The sequence below is a fragment of the Virgibacillus halodenitrificans JCM 12304 genome, from assembly GCF_001310895.1.
Lineage (GTDB): Bacteria > Bacillota > Bacilli > Bacillales > Amphibacillaceae > Virgibacillus_Q > Virgibacillus_Q halodenitrificans.
The window spans coordinates 1-18,775 of the sequence record NZ_BAZS01000051.1 but is presented as its reverse complement, the minus strand read 5'-3'; the positions used below and the strand labels follow the sequence as shown (position 1 = coordinate 18,775).

17 protein-coding genes and 1 pseudogene are annotated in these 18,775 nt (G+C 38.9%); 2 read left to right on the top strand and 16 right to left on the bottom strand.

The window, feature by feature from the left end:
- Nucleotides 1-276 precede the first annotated feature (276 nt).
- The 5 genes from JCM12304_RS17900 to JCM12304_RS17880 form a co-directional block, all read right to left on the bottom strand.
- Nucleotides 277-1,062 (bottom strand): carbon-nitrogen family hydrolase, encoded by a 786-nt coding sequence (locus tag JCM12304_RS17900; protein WP_060681872.1) that lies wholly within the window; start codon nucleotides 1,060-1,062, stop codon nucleotides 277-279.
- 26 nt (nucleotides 1,063-1,088) lie between these two features.
- Entirely contained in the window at nucleotides 1,089-1,685 is a 597-nt protein-coding gene (locus tag JCM12304_RS17895; RefSeq protein WP_019376477.1) for a response regulator transcription factor, read from the bottom strand.
- A complete protein-coding gene (locus JCM12304_RS17890) occupies nucleotides 1,682-2,818 on the bottom strand; it encodes a sensor histidine kinase (RefSeq protein WP_060681871.1) in 1,137 nt (378 codons plus the stop codon). Before JCM12304_RS17890 ends, JCM12304_RS17895 begins: the two co-directional genes overlap by 4 nt.
- A gap of 97 nt (nucleotides 2,819-2,915) precedes the next feature.
- Nucleotides 2,916-3,968 carry a Delta(5) desaturase DesA gene (desA, locus tag JCM12304_RS17885; RefSeq protein ID WP_060681870.1) on the bottom strand — a complete coding sequence of 351 codons (1,053 nt, stop codon included), beginning with the start codon at nucleotides 3,966-3,968 and terminating at the stop codon, nucleotides 2,916-2,918.
- Between the two features lie 227 nt (nucleotides 3,969-4,195).
- Complete coding sequence (locus JCM12304_RS17880) at nucleotides 4,196-4,702, bottom strand: DUF3231 family protein (RefSeq protein ID WP_060681869.1); 507 nt, start codon at nucleotides 4,700-4,702, stop codon at nucleotides 4,196-4,198.
- Between the two features lie 176 nt (nucleotides 4,703-4,878).
- Between JCM12304_RS17880 and JCM12304_RS17875 the strand changes: the two genes are divergently transcribed.
- Entirely contained in the window at nucleotides 4,879-5,499 is a 621-nt protein-coding gene (locus JCM12304_RS17875; protein ID WP_060681868.1) for an NUDIX hydrolase, read from the top strand.
- 338 nt (nucleotides 5,500-5,837) lie between these two features.
- Here JCM12304_RS17875 and JCM12304_RS17870 read toward each other — a convergent pair whose 3' ends face one another.
- From JCM12304_RS17870 to JCM12304_RS17855, 4 genes are all read right to left on the bottom strand, one after another.
- Nucleotides 5,838-7,769, bottom strand: a complete 1,932-nt coding sequence (locus JCM12304_RS17870; RefSeq protein WP_369813188.1) for an ATP-dependent DNA helicase — start codon at nucleotides 7,767-7,769, stop codon at nucleotides 5,838-5,840.
- Nucleotides 7,770-7,973: 204 nt separating this feature from the next.
- Entirely contained in the window at nucleotides 7,974-9,491 is a 1,518-nt protein-coding gene (gene scpC, locus JCM12304_RS17865) for a succinyl-CoA:acetate CoA-transferase ScpC (protein WP_060681866.1), read from the bottom strand.
- A gap of 139 nt (nucleotides 9,492-9,630) precedes the next feature.
- Entirely contained in the window at nucleotides 9,631-10,275 is a 645-nt protein-coding gene (locus JCM12304_RS17860; protein WP_019376250.1) for a LytTR family DNA-binding domain-containing protein, read from the bottom strand.
- Nucleotides 10,276-10,342: 67 nt separating this feature from the next.
- Nucleotides 10,343-10,825 (bottom strand): PaaI family thioesterase, encoded by a 483-nt coding sequence (locus tag JCM12304_RS17855; RefSeq protein WP_060681865.1) that lies wholly within the window; start codon nucleotides 10,823-10,825, stop codon nucleotides 10,343-10,345.
- Nucleotides 10,826-10,947: 122 nt separating this feature from the next.
- Between JCM12304_RS17855 and JCM12304_RS17850 the strand changes: the two genes are divergently transcribed.
- Nucleotides 10,948-12,009 carry an NAD(P)/FAD-dependent oxidoreductase gene (locus JCM12304_RS17850; RefSeq protein WP_019376252.1) on the top strand — a complete coding sequence of 354 codons (1,062 nt, stop codon included), beginning with the start codon at nucleotides 10,948-10,950 and terminating at the stop codon, nucleotides 12,007-12,009.
- A 904-nt stretch (nucleotides 12,010-12,913) separates the two neighbouring features.
- On the opposite strand, the gene JCM12304_RS17845 is transcribed toward JCM12304_RS17850, so the two are convergent.
- The 7 genes and pseudogenes from JCM12304_RS17845 to JCM12304_RS17815 all read right to left on the bottom strand — a co-directional run bounded on the left by JCM12304_RS17845 (nucleotide 12,914) and on the right by JCM12304_RS17815 (nucleotide 18,202).
- Nucleotides 12,914-13,603, bottom strand: a complete 690-nt coding sequence (locus JCM12304_RS17845; RefSeq protein WP_060681864.1) for an LrgB family protein — start codon at nucleotides 13,601-13,603, stop codon at nucleotides 12,914-12,916.
- Nucleotides 13,596-13,967: a CidA/LrgA family protein gene (locus JCM12304_RS17840; RefSeq protein ID WP_060681863.1), complete on the bottom strand. Its 372-nt coding sequence runs from the start codon at nucleotides 13,965-13,967 to the stop codon at nucleotides 13,596-13,598. Before JCM12304_RS17840 ends, JCM12304_RS17845 begins: the two co-directional genes overlap by 8 nt.
- 90 nt (nucleotides 13,968-14,057) lie before the next feature.
- A complete protein-coding gene (gene argH / locus JCM12304_RS17835) occupies nucleotides 14,058-15,485 on the bottom strand; it encodes an argininosuccinate lyase (RefSeq protein ID WP_060681862.1) in 1,428 nt (475 codons plus the stop codon).
- A pseudogene (locus JCM12304_RS17830) lies at nucleotides 15,482-16,740 on the bottom strand (argininosuccinate synthase). Before JCM12304_RS17830 ends, argH begins: the two are co-directional and overlap by 4 nt.
- Before the next feature lie 170 nt (nucleotides 16,741-16,910).
- Nucleotides 16,911-17,225, bottom strand: a complete 315-nt coding sequence (locus tag JCM12304_RS17825) for a DMT family transporter (RefSeq protein ID WP_060681861.1) — start codon at nucleotides 17,223-17,225, stop codon at nucleotides 16,911-16,913.
- The gene (locus JCM12304_RS17820; RefSeq protein WP_019376258.1) at nucleotides 17,225-17,572 is read right to left on the bottom strand and encodes a DMT family transporter; all 348 of its coding nucleotides are present in this window, start codon (nucleotides 17,570-17,572) and stop codon (nucleotides 17,225-17,227) included. Before JCM12304_RS17820 ends, JCM12304_RS17825 begins: the two co-directional genes overlap by 1 nt.
- Nucleotides 17,573-17,629: 57 nt before the next feature.
- Complete coding sequence (locus tag JCM12304_RS17815; RefSeq protein WP_060681860.1) at nucleotides 17,630-18,202, bottom strand: TetR/AcrR family transcriptional regulator; 573 nt, start codon at nucleotides 18,200-18,202, stop codon at nucleotides 17,630-17,632.
- Nucleotides 18,203-18,775 lie beyond the last annotated feature (573 nt).

Here is an 18,775-nt window from a genome sequence, read left to right as displayed (position 1 = left end):
GATCTTCGGTGGGACGAGGTGACGCAGTCCCAGCCCCAGCTGAAGATCCCGCAGGACCAGGAAATCTTCTATGAGAACCCATCGCACGCAGAAAAAGTGGGTTTCTTTTTCAAGGAAGTGGTTTTCTTCCGAGGAAGCTGAAGCGTTGCCCACGGAAAGCGAAGTGTATTTTCCGAAACGGTCATTTACAAACAACCAAGTTACGTCGCAGTTTATCTAAAATTCACCTATCTAGCTAACCCAAGTCACTTTTTTACAATAAATGTAAATAGTGAATCAGTACAAATCGGGGACTCTGCAGGAAAATATGGGGACATCCTTTCGGAATTTAGCAACTGTACTTATATCAAGTGTTTCTACCACCGTCTCCACCTCTGCATCACTACCCGTCTTCAAACAATTCCCCCATGGATCAATGACCATTGAATTACCTGCAAAATCAACACCGTCATACTCACCTACACGGTTACAAGCAACAATATAGATTTGATTTTCTATTGCCCGGGCAATTAAAAGAGATTTCCAGTGGTTTTTCCTAGCAGTTGGCCATTCTGCTACTACATACACAATCTTTGCCCCATTTAAAGCTAAGCTACGCGTTAACTCTGGAAAGCGAAGGTCAAAGCAAATAATTATTCCGGCTTTTACTCCATCAAGTTCAAATACTTTAACTTTGTCTTTCCCTCCGGTTAAATAGGCAGGCTCATCAAGCATAGGAACTAAATGAATCTTATCGTAGCGATAGACAACCTCTCCATTCCGATCAATGATTATACTCGTATTATAAAACCTGTCGTCTTTCTTATTAGCAAAGGATCCTCCTATAATATTCACATCATGCAAATATGCCATTTTTTGTAAGAAACCAGTAATTGGCTCCCCGTTTTTCTCCGCTACACTTTCCAGATTAGGAAGTGTATAACCCGTTGTCCACATTTCCGGAAGAACAACAGTATCCGGTCTTTCTTCTTTCATCGTACTATTTAACCAATCAGCTACTTTTTCCTTGTTTGCTGGTGGGTCTCCAGGTATGATATCCATTTGATAAATTGCGTGTTTCACTATAAGCCCCTCCCCACAATCCTTTTTTATAACCAACCATTCTCCTTGAATTTGGAAATTGCCTCAATACGATTTCCTACTTCCAACTTTTCCAGAATAACAGATACGTAGTTTCTTACCGTCCCATTTGTGATGGCTAGCTTTTTAGCAATTTCTTTTGTGTTTTTCCCCTCAGCAATAAGTTTTAATACTTGTGTTTCTCTATCCGTAAGCGGATTTTCAGCGTTGTAAACCATATCCACTAATTCAGGTGAATAAATCCTCCGACCCTCCATAATTTGGCGAATAGATGTCGCTAATTCATCGCTTGGGCTATCTTTTAATAAGTATCCACTAACCCCTGCATTTCTCGCTCTTTCAAAATATCCTCTTCTTGCAAAAGTGGTTAAGATAATTACTCTACATGCCATTGCTTTTAGTTCTTCTGCTGCTTCCAGACCGCTTTTTAGAGGCATCTCAATATCCATTATACAGATATCCGGCTTTTTGAGATGTACGAGATCAAGGACCTCTTTCCCATTCTTTGCCATCCCAACTACTTCCATATCCTCTTCAAGGTTCAATAAAGATCCTAAAGCGCCAAGCAGCAGTCCTTGATCTTCTGCTATCACAATGCGAATCATTCCTCTTTTTCCTCCTTTGACTGTTGGATAATGTTCGGTACACTAATTTTTAAAGTAGTACCATTCGCAGGGATGATTTCCAGGCTACCATTAACAAACTCAAGTCTTTCTTTCATTCCACGTAATCCATGACCATTAAAGATATTTATGTTTTCTTTTGCTCCAATACCATTATCTTTAACAAGAACAATTAATTCACTTGAGCTTTCTCTTATTTCGATATGGCATTTGGAAGCTTGGCTATGCTTAACGATATTTGTTGCAGCTTCTTTTAAACACATGCTTACCACATTTTCAACGAGTAAGGGGGTATCATTCAATTCTGATGTTCCTTGGAAATGAAACTCCACCTCTGCTGCTTCCATGACTTGTTGAATGCGCAGAAGCTCTTCTTTAAGTGAAATTGTTTTCATATTTGAAACCATTTCTCGTACCTCTTTTAATGCTGTCCGAGCAGTTGAATGAATATCATTTAGTTCTTTCTTCGCTGTATCTGGCTCTACATGTACAAGCTTCCCAGCCAAATCACTCTTCAGACCAATTAATGAAAGCTTCTGACCAAGCGTATCGTGGAGATCTCTTGCAATACGCTGACGTTCTTCATACACCAAGAGCTTAGAAATTTTTTGGTTTGCACTATCCAATTGCAGTTGTAATCTCTCTGTTTTATTTCTTACATATAAATTAATAGGTAATAAAATAACACCAATAATACTAATAACTACGAAGGGAAATTGTGCTAAAAAAAGCGGATTTTGATTGTAAAAGCTAAAAGCCGCAGCGCAAATAGTTGTAATTATATGCACTACATATAATGTTATAAACCCGGCTTTATTTTGTATATTCCCAATAAAAAAGGCCAGAAACAAGGCGAAATAAATATAGCCAAACAATAAGGTCATTCCAATACTTATAGCCATTTCTATTCCAACAGAAACATATACCGTCCAGCCTTTTTTAATAAAAGATAAACGATACGTTGCAAAAAAAAGAATAATTAAAATAACCCCAATTATAATTTCAACAGTTGTTGTGGAGCGGAAGATAAAATAAGATGGAAGGATACAAAAAGCTATCCAGGCAAACGCACTAAGCCCTGTGTTTTTAGGTATAATATGAAACCAATTCTGCATATGTCATCTTTAACCTTTCCAGCCATATTCACTTTCAAGCTTTTGTACAGTATACCAAAAACCCCACTATCTTACATAGCGGGGTAAATAAAAGACATTATTTTTCTGGAATACTCGGTCTTTGTGGATTAAGTTGGATAGAAAGCTTTCTTTTTCTAATGAGACTTTTTACTTCTTTGAATGTAACAAATGACCTTGTTGCTTCATCATATAAACGAAAACGTATCGATTTTAGACTTGTCGCTAATGTAATAGTAGTTGCCTTTTGTAATGGCGGAGTAGATTCATGTGCTTTCTCCAAGTGATAGTTAGGTACTCTCGGACTCAGATGATGCACATGATGGAATCCGATACTCCCAGTCAACCATTGTATTACTTTGGGCAACTTATAATAAGAGCTGCCATCTACTGCTGCTTTCACAAAATCCCATTCGTCCTCATTTTCAAAATAGGAATCTTCAAATTGATGTTGCACATAAAACAACCAAATCCCTAATGCTCCGGATACAAATAAGATAGGAAGCTGAATCATTAGAAATGCCTGCCAACCTACAACCCAAATTAAAAGAGAATATATAACCATAATGGACACATTAATTAAATACGTATTCAAACGTTCCTTTCGTTTCGCCCCTTTTCGATTAAACCTGTTAGACAGGAGGAAAAGATACAGTGGCCCAAACCCGAACATAACAATGGGGTTACGGTAAAGTCGATAGGCAAGTCGCTCCCAAACAGAAGCTTGCACATATTCCTCAACTGTCATTACCCAGACATCGCCGGTTCCGCGTTTATCCAAATTACCACTCGTCGCATGGTGAATTGCATGACTTCTCTTCCATTTTTCAAATGCAAAGAGAGTAATAATACCTGTTATCGTCCCAACAACTCTGTTTGCCTTACTGCTTTTGAAAAATGAACCATGAGTACAGTCATGGAAAATAATAAATATCCGTATGACAAAGCCTGCAGCAATTACAGATAACGCCACTGATAGCCATATGGAAAGAGATAGACTTTGATATGCCAAGAACCAAAGCAGAAAAAACGGCAGAATTGTATTTATCAACTGCATAATACTTGCTTTCATATCTGAATTTGCAAAAGATGCAACACTTTTTCTTAATTGTGCTTGTTTTTGTCTACTCATAATTACCTCCTAATATAGAGAAAACGTTCTGTTTCATTTATCATAGTGCAAATCAAAATGCTATGTAAGACATAAATGTCAATAATGTAATATGACAAATGTCATGGGTTGGATATATAAACAGTGACCGGATACTAATTCTACCCTGTTTTTACATAGTAATTTAAAGTTTTTTTTATATGCCCTACAAAAAAGAAGCAGGCCACATGCCCGCTCCTTTCTTAAATTTATCCATTATGCGCTTGATGAAGCGGTGGGGGTACTAACCAGCCCTTTTCTTTATTAAGCCTTAATAGCTTTGCTCCAAAAGCTGCTTTTTTCGTATGGATCTGCCCAAACATCATGGCAATATCCTCTCGAATGGATTGACCCATTACCTGACTTGCAGCAACTAGGCCAGCTGCAACTCCAATAGACATGGCAGCTGCAATTTCCGGATCCTGCACACGTGCACCTGTTGGGATGTCCTCCAGCGATGCAGTTGGTCTATCAGGTGGTGTCGGTGGTAAACCTACTCCATTTGCCTTTAACAATGCTTCTAATTCCTGAATTTCCTGGTTTCCTTGCTGAATCGCTTCTTCAATAAGTTTACGAAGATCCTCATCACCTGCGTGGTTTAAAAAGGTTTGGTGCCCTGCCACCATCCCCTTCATCGTGTTTACTGCTGTCCAAATACTGTATACTTCTCCATAATGCATCGGTTCATCCGTCGGATTGCCACTTAGTATGCCCATTTTCAGCCTCCTAATAATTTTCATAGTCGTGCCACCTTCCTACATTGCACTGTCATATGTTTCCTTAAATAGCATCCCTTTATACCCAAGAAATCACTTGTTGGTTTTTCTCAACGATATGCTTGTATAATAGTAGGTGGCTAACGATCATATAGATATTTAGAGGAGGTATATAAATGAAATTAGATAAAGTAATGGACAAATTGCAGCATCGCAAACCATCTATTTTAGGATATAAGGACTTCTTTAAATCGGCCGTTCTATTACCCCTTATTGATATAAATGGTGAAACCCATATTTTATTTGAAATTCGATCCCTAAAATTACGCAGACAGCCAGGTGATATTTGCTTTCCGGGAGGAAGAATAGATACAGATGATCCTACCCCTCGTGCTGCTGCACTTCGGGAAACAACAGAGGAATTAGGTATTCTTGAAAGAGACATTGCAGACGTGGTACCACTTGATTATATTGTCTCAGATTTTGGCAGGATCGTTTATCCCTTTGTTGGTAAAATATCTGCAAGCTCTTCCTTTGCGCTTAATAAAGAAGAAGTAGAAGATGTGTTTACGGTTCCACTGGATTTCTTTCTTAATACAGAGCCGGAAATACATTATGTGAACATGCAAATTACTCCTGAGCCTGATTTCCCTTATGCTTCCATTATAGGGGGAGAAGATTATGACTGGCAGGTTCAGCGAATTGAAGAGATGTTCTACTACTATGAAGGTAAAGTGATTTGGGGATTAACAGCCAAGATCCTCACACATTTCCTTGAACTGCTAAAATCTGAATAGCCCTCCCTCTAAAGGAGCACTACAAAGTGTAGAATGCCTTGTTTAGCAATCATTGAATAATAGCATAAATTTATGTCGATAAAAACACATTGTTTAAAACTATTTCATTCTCTGCATAGTTGGAAAAAAACGCGAACTAGTGTGGGGACAATCAGCGTCGGGACGGAGATAATCTGCCGGAGAATAAATTAATCGGCTGCAGAGCTAAGGAATCCGCCGGAGAGCAAAGTAATCGGCTGCAGAGCAAAACTATCCGCCGGAGAGCAAAGTAAACGGAATGATTCAGCAGAACCAATAAAGAAACCATGCCAACATTCTCGGCATGGTTTCTTTTCTACCTAGTTCCAATCTATATTAACAGGTAATACGGCTTCTATCTGATCTTCATAAAGTTGTTTCTGTTGTTCTTCTATCCATAACTGAATAGCTCCATGATCATTACTGCTTCTAATTAAGCGGCCGATTCCTTGTCTTAAACGAAGCAACATATATGGTATGTCGACTTCATAATCCGGGTTTTTTGCATGCTTGCGCTTTGCCTGAAAAACCGGATCCTTTGGTGGAAACGGCAAGGATGAAATAATAACCTGTGTCAGCGCCTCTCCAGGAATATCCAATCCTTCCCATAAGTGATACGCACATAAAACGGAAGATGCTGTTAATTGGAAAGTGCGAACTGTCTCACTTATTTCGCGATCTCCTTCATAAAGAACTTGGAAAGAAAATGACTGTAAGTTAACCCATTCCCTAAATTCCTCCATGTCTTCCATTGTAGAAAACAGGACCAGGGAACGTCCTTCATTTTCTCTCAGTTGCTTGCCTATTCTTTCCCATTTGATCTGTTTATCACTAGCGATATGACCAGCTATTTTCATCTGCTCCTCATAATCAAATGGGGAATCAACAGAAAAGGAATCAAATGATTGAATACCTAGACTGTTAGCCAAATAAGAGAAGTCGCCTGCTTGAGCTAGCGTAGCAGAAGAAAAGACAAATGGGATGTCTTGGGAGAATACTTCCTTTTTAAGTACCTCTTCTACTAATCGTGGCATAATTACCAAATTAGTGGATGTGTCACTTTCCTCTAACCAGTAAATACCTTTATCATCTTTTAATAAAATGGACAGCCCATAAGAGAAAAACTCCAAGTATTCTTCAATAATTTTGATATGATAATCTTCCATCGTAAATAGTTCCGCATCGAAAACTAACTGTTCAAGCAATTGCTGAACTTTTTCATACAAGGATTGAGCCATTTCAAGCATTGTAGAAGAAAAATTTATTTCTTTTCTATTAGAACCTTTTACATCAGTCGTATTCTTACCAAGTAACTGAAACCACTCGTCATTCAATGTTAAGATATCCTCAACTAAATATAACGTTTCCTCCCGTACATCCTGACCCATATAGGCTGTTAATACATTGGACAATGTTTCAAAATTATATCGGTAGGTTAGCCCTTTTTGTGCTGCGAATTCTAAAAGATGGCCCTCATCAAATACGACACAGCTGGCTTCCGGCAATAATGGCATTTGACCTTCACGCTTCCTGGAATCCTTCGTCCAAATATGTTCCATGTAAAAATCATGTGAACATATAATTAAGTCTGTTGCATGTCGATAGTACTCTCTGTTTAATGTTTGGCCACTACGGTGACGCCATTCACAGGTAGAGCATTGTTCAAGTGGGTCCCAGGCAATCTTTTCCCAGCTTTCATTAGACACCCACGGATATTCTTTTCTGTCTCCATAGCGTTCAAAGGATTTCATCATAGCACTCGTATCAAAGACAAAGTCCGGAATAGCATCATGCACTTCATGAATAGCTTCATCGTCTGTCTGCTCGACAAGTGCATCTAGTTTTCGTACACATACATAATTTTCTCTTGCCTTGGCAAGCCTTACATCAATAGACAGGCCAAGCGCTTGTTCTAATTTTTCTATGTCGCCATCTTTTTTTACCAGCTGTTCAATCAAAGTTTCATCTGCACAGGAGATAATCGCCGGTTTACGTCGATAACGTGCATAACAGATAGCATAAAGCAAATACACAAATGTCTTTCCCGTACCTACACCGGCCTCAGCAAATATTGTGTGTTTATTTTTAAAGGCCTGTTCTAGTTGAAAAGCCATATAAATTTGTTCATCACGCAGGTCATAACCCTGCTCTGGTAATATATCGTAAAAAACATCACCAATATAATCACCAAGACGATCAAAGAAATTTTCTGTTTTGGAAATGGTAAAAGGAAGTGAATTTGTTCTCATCATAGTAAACTCCTCTTAAGTCGTTAAAATAGTTATTATACGTGACAGAAAAGTCTCTGTCACGTATTTATTTATCCCTATCGAATCATACACAATTCTACCCCTTTTTCCAAACAAAAAACCGATTTTCCCTCCCCCCAGAGGGAAATCGGCTTTCATCTATATAATAACCCTTTTCTGAATCCACTATAAACGATTTTTTGCAAATCAGCTAGTACTGCCCACTAGCTCCTCCATACTCCCATTCTTCAAAAAATTAGCATGCCAAGAAAATGCTTTTTCCATCACATGCGGTGTTTGCCCACCATATTTTAATGCCTCATTATAATAGTCCCATAATTGCTCACGGTACATCGGGTGGGCACAGTTTTCTATTATAAGTGGTACCCTCTCTCTTGGAGCTAATCCACGTAAATCTGCATATCCCTGCTCTGTCACTACAACATCTACATCGTGTTCCGTATGATCAATATGGGAAGCAAAAGGAACAATACTGGAAATGTCTCCGTTCTTAGCAATTGACTTTGTTACAAAGATAGCTAATCTGGCATTTCTTGCAAAGTCACCAGATCCTCCAATTCCGTTCATCATTTTCGTTCCTGTTACATGTGTGGAATTAACATTTCCATAAATATCGAATTCTAACGCAGTATTAATTGCGATTAGTCCGAGTCTACGAATAATTTCCGGATGGTTTGATATTTCCTGTGGACGCATAATCAATTTATCCCGATATATTTCAAAGTCCTCGAAAACTTGCTTCATTTTATTTTCAGAAAGCGTTATAGAGCAGCAAGAGGCCGTTTTTACTTTTCCCGCATCAATGAGATCAAAGACCGCATCTTGAAGCACTTCTGAATAGACTTCTATATCTTTAAATTCCGAAGTCAACATGCCATGTAATACAGCATTCGCTACAGAACCGATTCCAGATTGTATCGGAGCAAGCTCTTCTGTGAGTTTACCTGCTTTTATTTCGTTCCTTAGGAAATTCAATAAATGATTAGCCATCATTCGTGTTTCCTCATCTGGGGGAACTATAGTAGAAGGAGAATCTTGTTGATTTGTAACAACAATCCCCGCTATTTTATCTAAATTTACCGGAATACCAATAGTTCCAATTCGATCCTTAACGTTCGTTAAAGGTATTGGTGTACGTTCCCCTTGCTTTTCCGGACTGTAAAGATCATGCAAGCCTTCTAATAATTCAGATTGAGCTGTGTTTATCTCAATAATAATATTTCTCGCATGTTCAGCAAAAGCCATGGAGTTTCCGATGGATGTGCTTGGGATAATTTCGCCATGCTCCGTTATAGCAACCGCTTCCAAAATAGCATAGTCAACAGTTCCCAGTGTATTTGATCGTAACATTTCAGCTGTATGTGATAGATGATGGTCAACAAATAAATGTTCACCTTGATTTATCTTCTTTCGCATTACTGGATCTGCCTGAAACGGTAACCGTTTGTTAACCATACCCACTTCAGCGAATAGCTTATCCACATCTGAACCTAAAGAAGCGCCTGTAAATACATTTACTTTTAACTTTTCTCCTTTAATCACACGATCTGCAAGGGCAGTAGGCACTGCTTTCACATCCCCTGCACGGGTAAAACCACTCAATCCTAATGTCATACCATCGTGGATCAGTGACGCGGCTTCTTCCGCAGTGATCACTTTTTTAAGGAGCTGGGAATTTTTAATACGCTCATTTATTTCTCCCATAAACTTACCCCACTTTCTATTTCATAAGGTTAAGAATAATTGTAATATAAGCGCTTTCTTAATTGGGGTTTTATGTGAATATAAGTAAATTACTGATTAAACTACAAAAATACAGGCTTAAACCAGCATATTTTTATCCTTAGAATCCAAGTAATTTTCTGAAGTAGCTGGAGTAGGATTGGCTAACTGGAATTGTCGCGCCATTTTTCATAGATAATAAGAAGGTCGAATGCGTATCAGGAAAAATATCTACAATGTAATTAACGTTCACTATGAAGGAACGATGACAGCGAATAAAGGATTCTATTGGTAAAATATATTCAAACTCCTGAAGCGTATGTTTATGTATACCTGCAACCTCACCTGCGATCACATGTGTTTTCCGCTCTTTCACTTCTAAATACATAACTTCCTGAAAAGGAATTGGTCTCCATCCATCAGCGGTCTTCACTGTTACAACAGACTTTCCTTCTGTCATCGCAGGGTAAATAGCCAATACCGCCCCTTCCAAGTCTTCCTCTTGATAGAATGGAACCGCCATGCCATGGTATGGTACACCATACACATTTCTATTAATGAACTCGGAAACCTTTTGTTCGGATAGCAGTGCCTTACTGGCAAGCGTCCCCTCTTTTATAGCATCCCCTGGCCTGATTTTTAAATCAATCCGTTTGCTTGGACGATAATAAATATATTCACTTTTATTTGTGACCCCAATAGAAACCTCATCAGAAAATAGCTCTCCGATAACATTTAATAAGGATGTGATTGTTAATTTCTGCATAGAAAAACCTCCACAAAATAAAGCACAATCCCTTTCGCAACGGAATTGTGCTAATAAATTTAACTGTTTATTTTGCAGTAAATGTCTTTGGCATTACTGCTGCTGTGACTTCGCCTTTCGCACAGCATTGATCTCCTGCAAACACTTCAGTATGTATCTTCCACTTCTTAGGGTGTATTTCTTCAATTGTACCAACAGCCTTCAACTCGGTATCATGGGGGGTTGGTTTTAAAAAGTCAACGTGAAGCGATGCAGTTACAAATCTGGGTGGCTCTATTCCATCGCCAGGCTCATGCCCATTTTTCCGATGCAAAGCGAGTGATGCAGAACCGGTGCCATGGCAATCAATTAATGAAGCAATTAATCCTCCATATACAAAGCCGGGAATGGCAATATGTTCCTCTCTTGGAGTGTAAACCGTAATTGTTTGATCTTCATTCCAGCTCGTTTTAAAGTGTAAGCCTTCTTTGTTCAACCTTCCACAACCGTAACACCAAGCATAGTCATCTGCATAATCCTCTTGTATTGCCGGGACCTTTTCCTTCATCATCACATTGCCTCCTTTTCATCTAATTATAGCATAAACATATCCCAATCAAAGGATGACAGAATTGTACTTCTCAGCTAAAATGGGAAGTATACATATGATTTAAACAGAAGTGGGGTTTTGTTATGAGAAGAATGGTGATTTTAGGCGGGGGTTATGGAGGCTTAAGAACTCTTTTGGGCATGTTAGAACATCAATTACCGAATGATGTAGAAATAACGTTAGTTGATCGCAATCCTTATCATTCGATAAAGACTGAATTTTATACGATTGCCGCTGGTACCGTTGCAGAAAAGGATGTCCGCTTGGATTTCCCTGAAGACAAACGCGTTACCTATTTTTATGGGGAAATTAAAAAAATTGACACTAAGAATGAGCAGATTCTATTTAGTGATACAAGTCAGACGCTTCCCTATAATTATTTATTAATTGGCCTGGGTTGTGAGGATGATTATCACGGAATTGAAGGGGCAGAGGAATATACGCATAGTGTTCAAACCTTCGAAAAAGCACGAAAGACAGGTTTAGCTGTTGGTAATTTGAAAGCATATGGTAAAGTAACTATTGTGGGCGCAGGGCTAAGTGGAATTGAAGTAGCTTCAGAGATCAGAGAAAGCAGAAAGGATTTAAATATTCGGTTGCTTGATCGTGGTGCTTCTGTATTAAAAGCCTTTGACTCAAAAATACAAGAATATGTAGCAGATTGGTTTATTAAAAATGATGTCGATGTACTTCATCACTCCAATGTAGAGTATGTGGAAAAAGATGGTGTTTGCAATAATGGTGTTTGTTTTGTTAACGATGTAACCATTTGGACAGCGGGCGTAAAACCAAACTACCTTGTTAGAGAATTACCATTTGAAAAGGATCATCAGGAGAAAATTATAGTAAATGATTTCTATCAGGTTCCAGAGCAACCGAATGTTTATGTAGTTGGTGATTGTGTTGCTTCCGAATTTTCACCAAGTGCCCAGCTGGCTGGACAGCAAGGAGATCAGATTGCAGAGATTCTATTAGCTATATTAAATAACAAAAAACCTAGTAAACCGAAAGAAATCAAGTTAAAAGGTACGTTAGGTTCACTTGGCAGATCAGATGGCTTTGGAAATATGATGCAAAAACCAATGACTGGGTTACTGCCACGACTAGCAAAATCAGGTGTTCTTTGGTTGAACAAGCGTCACTAAAAATAAAACGTTTTAAGTTGGAGCTGGGCATGGTATAGCCCTTTCTTACAATAAAAAGCTGCACTGTCTTCCCTAATAGACAGGCAGCTTTTTTTATGTTTGCACCATAACTATTTGAAATTAAAAGGGTTCTACTATATATGTTGGAGTTATCATACAATGATTCGTGAAATAGATATATTGCGACGTAACTAAGGATATAGAGGCTGCGCAAATCACCGCTCCGGAAAACACTGCGCTTTTCGGGGGCGGCTGATGAGCCTCGGGCCAACACGATGTTGGTCATGAAGGCGTTGCGACAGGACGTCGCGACTTTAGCCTTCCAACCTAAATACCGCGTTCCGGGGTCTCACCTATGCCTCATCTCCCCCAGAAGTCTCCGTATTTTCCTCCGCTTAAGTGTTACTTTTTATCGATAAATGAACTTAGTATTAGATGTAAAAAGGTCACTTTCCATCGTCAAGGACAAGTGAAAGGCCACTCCGTATTTGGAATATTAAAAGCTCATACGAATTGATTGGAGTGGAGGGCGGCAATCTAAGAACGCCACGTCCTGGGACTGCGCTAACTCGTCCCACCGAAAACATTTGTGGCAACGATTGCATGACCAACGTCCTGTTGGCCCGCGACTCCTGCCGGAATAGCATGAGGCGAAGACCCTGGACGGAGCGTAGCGGAGGAAAGCGGCTGAGGCCATGCCGGGCGGCAAAGAAGACACTGTGAGTTAACGAACAGATGTCGCACTTGTACCCGGAGGTGTGAAAGCGTCCGCCTGAAACGCAAATCAATGGGTGCTTCCTCTGTAAAATGAATTACTCCGTCCAACACAAGTTACGTCGCAGTTTTCTCCTACTATGAATGTACGAGATAATGTTTGTCTCTAACATTAGCAATTATGAACTATTTACATATACAGACTTACCAACAGTGGGGTGATTAGAGAGACAGCAACTGCACTCACAATCATGGCAATGGTACTTACTGAGCCTTCCAACTGACTACTTTCCATTGCAGATGCTGTACCAATCGCATGAGAAGCTCCTCCCATTCCTACTCCCCTCCCAATAGGGTGTTTGATCCGAAACAATTGAAAAACAGCTGAACTCATAAGCACACCACCAATCCCAGCAATCATTACAAATACTGCTGCAAGTGGAGTAGTTCCCCCAAGCGACTCTGTAACGGCCATAGCAACAGGAGTTGTCACAGATTTTGGGGTTAATGAATAGATAATCGTTTCTTCAAAACCAGCCCACTTTGCCAATAATAAACCTGAAGAAACCCCAACAATCGCACCACAAGATGTCCCTATAAGAATTGGCGCCGTTAATTTTTTTAATGTCTCTCTCTGTTGATAAAGCGGATAAGCCAACGCTACCACAGCAGGGCCAAGAAGCTTTTCAATCCAGCCACCCCCAACCATGTATGTTTCATAAGGAATACGGAAGCTTAAAAGGAGAATGATAATCAAAACCGTTGAAGTTAGAACAGGAACAGTAAATGGATAATCAAGCTTTCTATGTAATTTTACTGCTAAAAAATACACCACTATCGTAATAACAATCGCCACTATACCTATAGCAAATTTACTCATTTTTCAATTCTCCTCTAACCACCAGCCACTGGCTTATTAATCCCCCACATGTCATTACCAATATCGTACTTCCTAGTGTAATGGCAACAAGCAAAATACCTTTGCCGGCGAATATATCGTAATACTCTAATACGCCAACAGTAACAGGGATAAAAAAGAATGCTAGATTATTAATTATCAATGTTGTTCCAGCCTCTATCCATGAAGTTTTGAGAATACCAGTCGACAGAAATAAAAATAAGAGCAACATACCAATAACACTACCTGGCACCACCAGATTAAAAACAGACTGCATCCAATCACCTACAAGGTAGAATAATGATAATAAACCTATTTGAATAATTATTTGTATGACTTTAAACACGTTGAACACTCCAATAAATTTAGATGAATTCAGTATAGCAAAAAAGATGATGGATCGTCGTGCTCATCCATCATCTTAAAACAAATTCTATTAAACTTGCATATAAAGATTAGCAACACCTTCATGCTCCTGAATCCATTTTTTATTTACTTCCAATTTCCCAGCTATGATGCTTAATTGCTCTTCTACTCTGTTCTTAGCCGTTCCTCCCGCTACATCTCTGGCATTTACCACTGCTTCCGGAGTTAAAACACGGAAGATATCCTCTTCTACAAGCATAGAGAACGAGCGAAATTCCTCTAGAGTAAGATCAAGCAAATACTTGTTTTGTTGTATGCAGTGCAATACGATCTGGCCAACTACTGCATGTGATTCTCGAAAAGGCATCCCTTTCCCTACCAAATAGTCTGCTAAGTCTGTTGCATTTGAAAAATCCTTGCTTACTGCTTCATACATCATATCTTTTTTAACATACATAGTATCAATCATAGGTGCAAAAAGAGCAAGCGCCCCTTTTAGTGTCTCTACCGTATCAAACATGCCCTCTTTATCTTCTTGCATATCCTTATTATATGCTAGGGGAAGCCCTTTTAGAGTCGTAAGCATACCAACCAAATGTCCATACACTCGGCCTGTTTTTCCTCGCACGAGTTCCGCTACATCCGGATTTTTCTTTTGGGGCATCATACTGCTGCCTGTACAAAATGCATCATCCAATTCAATGAAATTAAACTCTGCACTAGACCATTGTACAAGCTCTTCACATAAGCGAGACAAGTGCATGGATACCATGGATGCTGTTGAGAGAAATTCTACCACGAAGTCCCGGTCACTAACAGCATCCAAGCTATTTTCACAAATTCCATCAAAACCTAATTCTTGTGCTACAAGCTCCCGGTCAATTGGAAAGGTGGTCCCGGCCAAGGCACCTGCACCAAGCGGTGATTTGTTCACTCGCTTCCAGCTATCCTGTAATCTTTCCAGGTCACGTTCAAACATAAATCCATAAGCCATCATGTGATGTGCGAAAAGCACTGGCTGAGCACGCTGCAAATGAGTATAGCCTGGCAGGACTGTTTCCAGATTTTCCTGTGCTTGTTTATAAAGTGCTTCTTGGACACTAATAAGTAATTGACTTAGTTCAACAATTGCTTCTCTTAGATAGAGTCGCATATCAAGGGCTACTTGGTCGTTTCGACTTCTCCCTGTATGCAATTTGCCACCAACAGCCCCAACTTCCTCAATTAAAAGCTTTTCCACATTCATATGAATATCTTCATGCTCTTCACTTAAAACTGCTTCTCCATCTTTGATTTTTGCTGCAACTTTTTTCAAACCAGCTGCAATACTTGTGGCGTCCTCTGCTGAAATGATATTACATACTTTTAACATTTCCACATGTGCAAGACTTCCCTGAATATCGAATTGGGCAAGCTTTTTATCAAAAGATATAGACGCAGTATATTCATCTACCAGTTGGTTTGTTGGTTTTGTAAAGCGTCCTCCCCATAGTTTCATTGTTTCACAGCTTCCTTTACATCTACAACTGCTTCCTCTGTGGAAATCGCCTTCTTAGCATGCGTTTGATTCACTGTAGCGTGAACCTTTGTTGGTAAGCCCCAAAGTTTTATAAAGCCTAATGCTGCTTCATGATCAAATGCATCTTCGGCATTATATGTTGCTAAATCAAAATCATAGAGGGATTGAGCAGATTCCCGGCCAACTACCTGAGCATGCCCTTTATACAATTTAACCTTTACAGTACCAGACACGTGCTGTTGAGTTTCATTAATAAACGCTTTAAGTGCGTCTGTTAACGGGGAGTACCATAAGCCATCATATACCGTTTGAGAAAGCTTCTGCTCAATCATTGGTTTGAATTGTGCAACCTCTCTTGGTAGAGTTAAAGCTTCCAGTTCCTGATGTGCTGCAATTAATGTTAACGCTGCAGGGGCTTCATAAATTTCCCGTGATTTAATTCCTACCAAACGGTTTTCTACATGGTCGATACGTCCGACACCATGCTTTCCGGCAATTTCATTTAATTGCAGGATCAGTTTTTCAAGTGGCATGGAAGTACCATCAAGAGATACAGGTTTTCCTTGTTCAAATGTTAGTTGAACAACCTGAGGTGTATCTGGTGCATCAATTGGGTCTACTGTTAATTCATACGCTTCTTTCGGCGCTTCCACCCATGGATCCTCCAGTACGCCACATTCATTACTGCGTCCCCATAAGTTTTGATCGATACTAAACGGGTTATCCACATCCACTGGGACAGGTATTCCATGCTCTTTTGCATATGCAATTTCCTCATCACGGGACATTGCCCATTCACGCACAGGCGCAACAATCTTTAGAGAAGGATTTAATGCAGTAAAAGCAACATCAAATCGCACCTGGTCATTTCCTTTTCCTGTACAGCCATGAGCGACAGCAACTGCTCCTTCCTTTTCTGCAATATCTACCAAAATCTTAGCGATCAGCGGACGTGACAAAGCAGAAATTAATGGATACTTTCCTTCATATAATAAATTTGCCTGTAATGCTGGAAGAACATATTCCTCTGCATAAATAGATTTGGCGTCAACAACATAGGATTTTATAGCCCCTACATTCAACGCTTTCTCTTTTATAAAATCAAGGTCTTTTCCTTCTCCTACATCCAGGGCTACCGCAATAACATCATAATTATAGTTATCCTGTAACCACTTCACTGCCACTGACGTATCAAGCCTCCAGAATATGCCAAAACAACTTTTTCTTTACTCATCTATCTGCAACTCCTTTATAATTATATTCGGTATGTATTATTATGCGTTATTTTGAATAAATATTCAAGTGTATTTGCATAAAAATTTTATATAAAAAATAAAAGCATGGTAAGAATCCCTTTTCAGCAGAGATTACCATGCTTTTATTACAGCGTATTATTTAGTTATGTTAAGACAATGCTTTTAGTCCTGTTACTCCTATAATAATTGCCAGTAGACTTATAATCCTTGGCGTGTTCTTTTTTTCACCGAAAAAGATCATATTCATAATGACAGCACCTGCTGTTCCAATCCCAATCCAGACTGCATAAGCAACACTAACCATTAAATAAGAAAAAGAGGCGTATAGTAATACAAAAGAGGCGGCTAATCCTCCAAAGTAAAGCAGGCCATTTCTAATGTTCTTATTCTTACTAAAAAGTTGTAGACCTAATACACCTATCATTTCGCTTATTGCTGCACCTGCGACATATAACCAACCCATTAATTCACAACCTCCTTTTCTCCCTTATCAGGTAAATTATCTGCTAGTTTTAATCCAATTACCCCAGCAACAAGAAGAACCATAAATAAAACCTTTGGTGTACTTAAATTCCCATTAAAGATATATACATCCATTAAGGCTGTACCAACCGTTCCTGCAGCCGCAAAAATAGCGTAAACCGTTCCTGTTGGCAAGTTCTCACAAGCCTTAGTTAAAAAGTGAAGATCCAAAGAGATACATCCTAAAATAATAGCCCAGTGCCACCATTCACTAGCTACGTTAAAACCAAAAATCCAAATTAATTCAAAAAGACTTGTTAAAATAACGTATATCCATGATTTATTCATTCTTGCACCTCTTTTTGACTGACATTCAGTCATTTTTGTCGTAAAAAAATTCCCGTTTTATTTTTTTAGTCCATGTTTAATAAATGAAAATACCTCTTCTTTTTTTCTCTCTATAATGGAAATTTTTTGGTTATCATATAAATAAGACTGCTCGGCAACTGATTCAATTAAGCCAATAATTAATTCTGCTGTATGTTTTGGATCAATATCTTCTCTAATTTCACCCTCCAATTTAGCGTTTTCTAAAAAATTACTCATCCATTTATAGTACGGCTGGTAAATGGTCTCCCATTGAGCAAGGTAATCACTTGAGGCTAAACCAGCATAAATGAGTGCCATAATTTCTTTATATTCTTTTGTTATCTCAAAAACTAATTCAATAATTTGTTCCAGCTTTTGATCGAATGGTGTCTCTTCTTTAATTTCTCTTTCTATTGCTTCCATGGTTTTTTCCACCATTTTTTCTGCAATGGATGGCATTACAGCAAGCTTTGATGAAAAATATAAATAATAGGTTCCTTGGGCAATCCCTGCTCCTTTAACAATTTCAGAAACTTTTGCCTTTTCGATTCCTTTTTCTTTAAAGACTTCAATAGCAGAACGGATAATTTTCTCTTTTTTATCATCCATGTTAATACCTCCACATTAAATGACTGACTGTCATTCATTATACTGTATGTTTAACGAATTGTCTACTTCTACGAAACGAGTAGTGAGAGACTCTCGATTTGATAGTTATCCTAACCAAATTTAACTATATAAACACGAACTAGGATACTTGCTTATAATAAGAATTCCCTCTACAATTTCATTTGTCAAAGTTGGAGTAAACATCGAACTACTTTTGGTGTATAAATTAACTTTGAAAAACTTTGTTGCTGTAAAAATCACCAAAATTTTGAATCTGGTTCCACCACCGCTACGGAAAACACTTCGCTTTTCGGGGGCGGCTGATGAGCCTCATCTCCCCCAGAAGTCTTCGTATTTTCCTTCGCTTAGAGTTACTTTTTTAGCAATAAATGACTTTAGTATTAGGTGTGAAAAGCTCTCTTAAGGAAAAGTGAAAAGCCCACTCGGAATTTGGAGTTTAAAAGTCATACAAATTGATTGGAGCGGAAGGGGGCAATCTAAGAACGCCACGTCCTGTGGCAACGATTGCATGACCAACGTCCTGTTGGCCCGCGACTCCTACCGGAATAGCAT

Excerpts from the sequence above, each read along its gene's own strand:
- JCM12304_RS17875 (WP_060681868.1), top strand. The coding sequence starts at position 4,879 with ATGAAATTAGATAAAGTAATGGACAAATTGCAGCATCGCAAACCATCT.
- JCM12304_RS17895 (WP_019376477.1), bottom strand. The coding sequence starts at position 1,685 with ATGATTCGCATTGTGATAGCAGAAGATCAAGGACTGCTGCTTGGCGCT.
- JCM12304_RS17825 (WP_060681861.1), bottom strand. The coding sequence starts at position 17,225 with ATGGGTTGGTTATATGTCGCAGGTGCAGCAATAAGCGAAATGATAGGT.
- JCM12304_RS17860 (WP_019376250.1), bottom strand. The coding sequence starts at position 10,275 with ATGCAGAAATTAACAATCACATCCTTATTAAATGTTATCGGAGAGCTA.
- scpC (WP_060681866.1), bottom strand. The coding sequence starts at position 9,491 with ATGGGAGAAATAAATGAGCGTATTAAAAATTCCCAGCTCCTTAAAAAA.
- JCM12304_RS17820 (WP_019376258.1), bottom strand. The coding sequence starts at position 17,572 with ATGAATAAATCATGGATATACGTTATTTTAACAAGTCTTTTTGAATTA.
- JCM12304_RS17870 (WP_369813188.1), bottom strand. The coding sequence starts at position 7,769 with ATGATGAGAACAAATTCACTTCCTTTTACCATTTCCAAAACAGAAAAT.
- JCM12304_RS17855 (WP_060681865.1), bottom strand. The coding sequence starts at position 10,825 with ATGATGAAGGAAAAGGTCCCGGCAATACAAGAGGATTATGCAGATGAC.
- JCM12304_RS17845 (WP_060681864.1), bottom strand. The coding sequence starts at position 13,603 with ATGAGTAAATTTGCTATAGGTATAGTGGCGATTGTTATTACGATAGTG.
- JCM12304_RS17880 (WP_060681869.1), bottom strand. The coding sequence starts at position 4,702 with ATGGGCATACTAAGTGGCAATCCGACGGATGAACCGATGCATTATGGA.
- desA (WP_060681870.1), bottom strand. The coding sequence starts at position 3,968 with ATGAGTAGACAAAAACAAGCACAATTAAGAAAAAGTGTTGCATCTTTT.
- JCM12304_RS17850 (WP_019376252.1), top strand. The coding sequence starts at position 10,948 with ATGAGAAGAATGGTGATTTTAGGCGGGGGTTATGGAGGCTTAAGAACT.
- JCM12304_RS17890 (WP_060681871.1), bottom strand. The coding sequence starts at position 2,818 with ATGCAGAATTGGTTTCATATTATACCTAAAAACACAGGGCTTAGTGCG.
- argH (WP_060681862.1), bottom strand. The coding sequence starts at position 15,485 with ATGAAACTATGGGGAGGACGCTTTACAAAACCAACAAACCAACTGGTA.
- JCM12304_RS17815 (WP_060681860.1), bottom strand. The coding sequence starts at position 18,202 with ATGGATGATAAAAAAGAGAAAATTATCCGTTCTGCTATTGAAGTCTTT.